Origin of the sequence: Kitasatospora sp. NPDC001539 (assembly GCF_040298565.1) — a bacterium.
Lineage (GTDB): Bacteria > Actinomycetota > Actinomycetes > Streptomycetales > Streptomycetaceae > Kitasatospora.
Genome location: NZ_JBEPAK010000334.1, coordinates 1 through 6275, shown reverse-complemented (window position 1 = coordinate 6275; position 6275 = coordinate 1). Strand labels below are relative to the sequence as shown.

The window sequence follows — 6275 nt, the reverse complement described above, 5'->3', positions numbered from 1 at the left end:
GGACGGGGCTGCCGCCGATGCCGGGGCCGCGGATCTCGACCCGGGCGACGTCGCCGCGCTGGGCGGCGGCCAGCACCACGGTCGGCGGTTCGGGGCGGCGTCGTCCGGCAGGAAGGGCAGCACCCCGTCGTTGCGGGTGTTGACCACCTGGACGGACGTCCCGCCGCCGGTGCCCAGCAGCGCGGCGATCAGCTGGACGGCCGCCTCCGAGTAGAACGCCCCGCCGCGCCGGCCGAGCAGCTCGGGCTTGGTGTCGAGGGCCGGGTCGGCGTACAGCTCCAGCAGCTGCCGCTCGATCTCGGCGACCTGCGCCGCCCGCGAGCCCTGCGCCCTGAGCTCCTCGACCACGGCGTCGTGCTGGTAGAAGTACCGCAGGTAGTACGAGGGCACCACGCCGAGCCGTTGCACGAAGGCCTGCGGCAGGTGGAGGTCGTCCGCGATCTCCTTGCCGAAGTCGCGCAGCAGCGCGGGCAGCACCTCGCGCCCGGTCGCCGCACCGGGGGCGTCGAGCAGGGTGACCCCGCGCTCCCAGGTCAGGTGGTTGAGCCCGACGTGGTCCAGCCGGACGCGTTCCGGGTCCACGCCCAGGTGGGCCGCGAACCTGCGCTGGAAGCCGATCGCGACGTTGCACAGCCCGACGGCCTTGTGGCCGGCGGTCCGCAGGGCCCGGGTGACGATGCCGACGGGGTTGGTGAAGTCGACGATCCAGGCGTCCGGGTTGGTCCGGCGGACCTGCTCGGCGATGTCCAGCACGACCGGGACGGTGCGCAGCGCCTTGGCGAGCCCGCCCGCGCCGGTGGTCTCCTGGCCGACGCAGCCGCACTCCAACGGCCAGGTCTCGTCCTGGTTGCGGGCCGCCTGCCCGCCGACGCGCAGCTGGAGCAGGACGGCGTCGGCGTCCGCGACCCCGGCCGCCAGGTCGGCCGTGGTGGTGACGGCGGCGGGGTGGCCCTGGGCGGCGAAGATCCGCCGGGCCAGGCCGCCGATCAGCTCGAGCCGCTCGGCGGCCGGGTCGATCAGCACCAGCTCGCCGACCGGCAGGGTGTCGCGCAGCCGGGCGAAGCCGTCGATCAGCTCCGGGGTGTAGGTGGAACCGCCGCCGACGATGGCGAGCTTGAGCGGGGAACGGGCCGGCCCGGGTGCGGAGCCGGCGGCCGTGAGTGTGGCGGACATCAGCCCTTGACCCCTGTCAGTGTCACGCCTTCGATGAAGGCCTTCTGGGCGAAGAAGAAGAGGACGATCACGGGTGCCATCACCAGCAGGGTGGCGGCCATGGTGAGGTTCCAGTTGGTGTGGTGGGCGGCCTTGAACGACTCGAGGCCGTAACTGAGCGTCCAGGCACCCTGGTTGTTGCTGGCGTAGATCTGCGGGCCGAAGTAGTCGTTCCAGCAGTAGAAGAACTGGAACAGGGCGACGGCGGCGACGGCCGGTCTGGCCATCGGCAGGACCACCCGCAGCAGGGTGCGCAGGTCGCCGCAGCCGTCGATCCGGGCGGCCTCCAGGTACTCCTTGGGGATGGTCGTCAGGAACTGGCGCAGCAGGAAGATGGAGAAGGCGTCGCCGAAGGCCATCGGGACGATCAGCGGCCACAGCGAGCCGCCCAGGCCCAGCTGCTTGGCCCAGAACAGGTACATCGGGATGACGGTGACCTGCGGCGGCAGCATCATCATCGCGATCACCGCCATCAGGGCCAGGTTGCGGCCGCGGAAGCGGAACTTGGCGAGGGCGTAGGCGACGGGCAGGCTGGAGACGACGGTCAGCAGGGTCCCGGCCCCGGCGTACAGCAGGGTGTTGCGCCACCAGGTGAGGAAGCCGGGGGTGTTCCAGACCTTGCCGTAGTTGCCCCACTCCCAGTGGGTGGGCCAGTAGTCGGTGGTGAGCGCCTGCTGGTCGTCCATCACCGAGGTGAGGAAGACGAAGACGAAGGGCAGCAGGAAGAACAGCGCTGCAGCGATCGCCAGCGAGTGCACGGCGACCCAGCTGAGCGCGGCGCGGCGCCGGGCGGCCCGGGCGGCGGGGCCGCCGGCCCGGCGGGTGCCGGTCCGGGCGGGCGCCCCGGGGAGCGTGGAGCTGAGAGTCATGGTGGAGTCCTCAGGGGTCCGCTAGTCGTCGCTCGCCATGAAGCCGGAGCGGCGGCGGAGCAGGATCGAGGTGACGGCCATCGAGATGGCGAACAGCACCAGGGCGACGACGCAGGCCGCGCCGTAGTTGAAGCGCTGGAAGCCGAGGTTGTAGACCATCTGCGGCAGGGTCCAGGTGGAGCCCTGCGGGAAGCCCGGCTCGAACTGCTGGCCGGAGTTGCCCGCGATGCCGCTGGCCACCTTCCCGGCGACGATCGCCTGGGTGTAGTACTGCATGGTCTGGATCACGCCGGTGACCACCGCGAACATGATGATCGGCGAGATGTTCGGCAGCGTGACGTACCGGAACCTCTGGAGCGGTCCCGCGCCGTCCAGTTCGGCCGCCTCGTACTGCTCCTTGGGGACGTCCAGCAGCGCGGCCATGAAGATGACCATCAGGTCGCCGACGCCCCACATGGCGAGCATGGTGAGCGCGGGCTTGGACCAGTCGGGGTCGGCGAACCAGCCGGGCTGCGGCAGGCCGAGCTCGCCGAGCAGGTGGTTGAGCGGGCCGGTGCCGGGGTTGAGCAGGAAGGCGAAGGCGACGGTGGCGGCCACCGGCGGGGCCAGGTACGGCAGGTAGAACACCGTGCGGAAGAAGCCGACGCCGGTCCTGATTTTGGTGATCAGCAGCCCGACGCCGAGGCCGAAGGCGACCCGCAGGGTCACCATGACGACCACCAGCCACAGGGTGTTGCGCAGGCCCTGCCAGAAGGCCGGCAGCTGGCCGAGGACGTAGTCCCAGTTCCTGAGCCCGTCGAAGGCGGGCGCGCCGAAGCCGTTGTACCGGGTGAAGGAGAAGTAGGCCGTCGAGACCAGCGGGTAGACGAAGAAGACGCCGAAGCCGATCAGCCAGGGCGAGAGGAAGGCGAGGGTGCGGGCCGCCTCCCGGCGGCGCCTCCGGCGCAGCAGGCGCTGCGAGGAGGCCGCCGCCGGGTGGGCCGGCCCGGCGCCCGCGGAACCGCCGCCCTCGGAGGCGCCGCCGTCGGGGGCGCCTCCCTTGCGGGTGCCGAACGCGAGTGACATGGGAGCTCCGTGGACCGTTCCCGCCGGCTACTTGGCCTGGGCGATGTCGGTGTCGATCTGCTTCGCCGTGGCGGCCAGGCCGGCGTGCAGGTCGGGCTGCTTGCCGGACTCGTAGTCGTAACCGAGGTTCTGCAGCGAGACGATGTAGCCGCCGCCGTTGACGCTGGCCGGGGTGGTGCCCGAGTCGGGGTTCCTGGCGACGTCCAGGAAGGTCTTGAAGTTCGGGTCGCTCACCAGCTTCGGCGAGTTGAGCGCGTCGAAGGTGCTCGGCACGTTGTGGATCGCGTTGGCGAAGGCGACCACCGCGTCGGTGTCGGTGGTCAGGTACTTGACCAGCTCCCAGGACGCGGCCTGCTTCCTGCTGGTGCCGGCGATGCCGATGATGGTGCCGGTCTGGTAGCCGCGGCCGTAGGTGCCGGCCTGGTCGTCCGGGACGGGGAACGGCGCGGTGGCCCAGTCGAAGTCGGGCTTGTTCTCGGCGAGCGAGGCGGTGCGCCACTCACCGTCGATGGCCATCGCGACCTGGCCGGTGTGGAAGGGGTTCTTGGCGCTGAACTCCTCGCCGAAGGTGGCCCGGTACTTCTCCAGCCTGGCGTAGCCGCCGAGCTGGTCGACCAGCCCCTTCTGCCAGTCGAGCATCGCGGCGACCTTCGGGTCGGTGGCGATGTTCGACTTGCCGTCGGCACCGAAGTAGGTGGCGCCGTACTGGCCGAGGAAGTGCTCGGTGGTCGACTCGTACCCGTGGTACAGCGGCATGAAGCCGAGCTGCCGGTACGAGTCGCCGTCGGCGATGGTCAACTTCCTGGCGTCCTCGGCGAACTCGCTGAAGGTCCGGGGCGGGGCGGTGATGCCGGCGGCGGCGAAGGCCTTCTTGTTGTAGTACAGCCCGTAGGCGTCGCCGAGCAGCGGCAGCGCGCACTGGTCGCCCTGGAACCGCGTGTAGTTGAGCATCGCCGCCGGGAAGGTCCTGGCCGGGTCGATGCCGCTCTTCCGGAGCAGCGGCTGGAGGTCGACGAAGGCCTTGGTCGAGCAGAACATGCCGACGTTGTTGGTGGTGAAGGAGGACACCACGTCCGGCGCGTCGTCGCCGCCGGCCCGCAGGGCCTGGTTGACCTTGTCGTCCGCGATGTTGCCCACGGTCTTGACGTGGATGTTGGGGTGGGCCTTCTCGAAGGCGGCGATGTTGGCGTCGATCGCCTTCACCTCGTTGTCCTGGCTCCAGCCGTGCCAGAAGGTGATGGTGACGTCCTTGCCGGAGGCCGAGTCGTCGGTGCCGCCCGCGCCGTCGGAACCGGTGCAGGCGGTGGCGAGCAGGGCCAGCACGGCGGTGCCGGTGACGGCGGCCATCGCGCGGCGGCCTCTGCGGGAGGTGGTGGCGTGCACTTCGGGATCCTCCTGGTGGTGCGCGGGCAGGCCTCATCGCCTCGGGTCGCGCGTCGGGGGTCGGGAGAGGTGGGTGCGGGGAGGGGGCGGGTGCGGGAGGGGGCGGGTGCGGGGAGGGGGCGGGTGCGGGCGGGGGAGGGTTCAGGGAGGGGGAGGGTTCAGGGGCGGGGGAGGGTCAGTGGGTGGAGAAGACCGCCTCACGGGCGTCGGCGAGGGCGCGCTGCAGGGCGCCGTGCAGGACGGGTGAGCCGGGCAGGGCGCCGCTGCGGACTTCCGGGCGGGCGAGGCAGATCCGGGCCAGTTCCTCCTCCACGAGGGCGCGGAGCCGTTCGCCGCCCGCGCTCGGCACCGGCCCGGAGAGGACCACCAGCTGGGGGTCGACCACGGCGACGATCACGGCCAGCCCGACGGCGAGCCGCCCGGCCAGTTCACCGAGGAAGGCGTCGCCGGCACCCGGGGTGGCCAGCGCCCTGGTGATGGACTCCTCGGCACTGGGCGCGCCGAGGCCGTGCTCCCGGGCCAGCGCCCGGACGGCGGGTGCGCCGACCAGGGCCTGGAAACCGCCGAACTTGCGCCGGCGGGCGTCCCACTCGACCGGCGAGCCGGGCACCGGCATGTAGCCGACCTCGCCGGCGCCGCCGGTGAAGCCGCGGTGCAGCCGCCCGGCGATCACCACCGCGGCGCCGGTGCCCGACCCGGCCCAGAGCAGGACGAAGTCCTCGAAGCCCGCGGCCGCACCGGTGGCCTGTTCGGCGACGGCGGCCAGGTTGACGTCGTTCTCGATCGACACCGGCGCGCCGATCGCCTCGGACAGTTCCTCGACCAGCCGCGGCGAGTGCCAGCCGGGCAGGTGGGAGGCGTAGCGCAGCTTGCCGGTGACCGGGTCGGGGGCGCCGCCGACGCCGATCGCCACGGTGCGCAGGCTCCCCTCGGCGAGCCCGGCGGCCCGGGCCGCCTCGGCGACGGCGGCGGCGACCGCGGGGACGGTCCCGGCGGCGGGCACGCCCCTGGTGGACACGGTGTGCTCGGCCAGGGTGGTGCCGGTGATGTCCGCGATCGCGACGCTGATGCCGCTGTTGGTGACGTCCAGCCCGGCGGCGTACCCGGCGGCCGGATTCACCTGGTACAGCTGCGCGTTGGGGCCGGGGCCGCCCGCGGTGGTGCCGACCGGCAGGACCAGCCCGGCCGTCTCCAGACGGGCCAGCAGCTGGGAGGCGGTGGGCTTGGACAGCCCGGTCAGGGTGCCGATCTGGGTGCGGGAGAGCGGGCCGTTCGCCAGCAGGAGTTCGAGGGCGGCGCGGTCGTTGATGGCGCGCAGCAGGCTGGGGGTGCCGGCGAGGGGGGCCTTGGCGGTGCTGTTGGTCATGACCGGGATCCTCCCCTTCCGGCTGTCCGACGTGAAGCGACGGGGGTCGACGTGAACCGAGGTGACGCGACGGGATGGCGGTGGAGCGGGTGGTGCGGCGGCGGCGGTGCGGCGGTGCGGCGTGACGTGACGGCGGTGCGGCGTGACGGGATGGCGTCGTGAACTGTTAGGAAACTTTCCAGTCCGCGTGAACAGGACCGTACGGGCCCCGTCAGCGGGGTGTCAATGGGCCGTGGAGCGGAGGATGCCGAAGCGTTACCGCGCGGCGGCCCGGCGGCGGCCCGGCGGCGGTCAGGCATCGGCCGGGGAGCGCCCGGCCGGAGCGCCCGGGCAGCGAAAAGCCCCGCCCCCTCGAGGGGGCGGGGCTTTTCGCTGCCCGG

At 72.4% G+C, this 6275-nt stretch carries 5 protein-coding genes; all 5 read right to left on the bottom strand.

Annotated features, from left to right (window positions below; all coding sequences use genetic code 11):
- On the bottom strand, nucleotides 1-1173 hold a 1173-nt coding region (locus tag ABT247_RS30845), incomplete at its 3' end, for a family 4 glycosyl hydrolase (RefSeq protein WP_350749184.1).
- Complete coding sequence (locus ABT247_RS30840; protein WP_350749181.1) at nucleotides 1173-2081, bottom strand: carbohydrate ABC transporter permease; 909 nt, start codon at nucleotides 2079-2081, stop codon at nucleotides 1173-1175. The genes ABT247_RS30840 and ABT247_RS30845, both read right to left, overlap by 1 nt.
- Nucleotides 2082-2102: 21 nt before the next feature.
- Nucleotides 2103-3146: a carbohydrate ABC transporter permease gene (locus tag ABT247_RS30835; protein ID WP_350749178.1), complete on the bottom strand. Its 1044-nt coding sequence runs from the start codon at nucleotides 3144-3146 to the stop codon at nucleotides 2103-2105.
- 27 nt (nucleotides 3147-3173) lie between these two features.
- Nucleotides 3174-4493, bottom strand: coding sequence for an ABC transporter substrate-binding protein (locus ABT247_RS30830; RefSeq protein WP_350749186.1), 1320 nt, complete (start codon nucleotides 4491-4493; stop codon nucleotides 3174-3176).
- Between the two features lie 211 nt (nucleotides 4494-4704).
- A complete protein-coding gene (locus ABT247_RS30825) occupies nucleotides 4705-5895 on the bottom strand; it encodes an ROK family transcriptional regulator (protein WP_350749175.1) in 1191 nt (396 codons plus the stop codon).
- Between the last annotated feature and the right edge of the window lie 380 nt (nucleotides 5896-6275).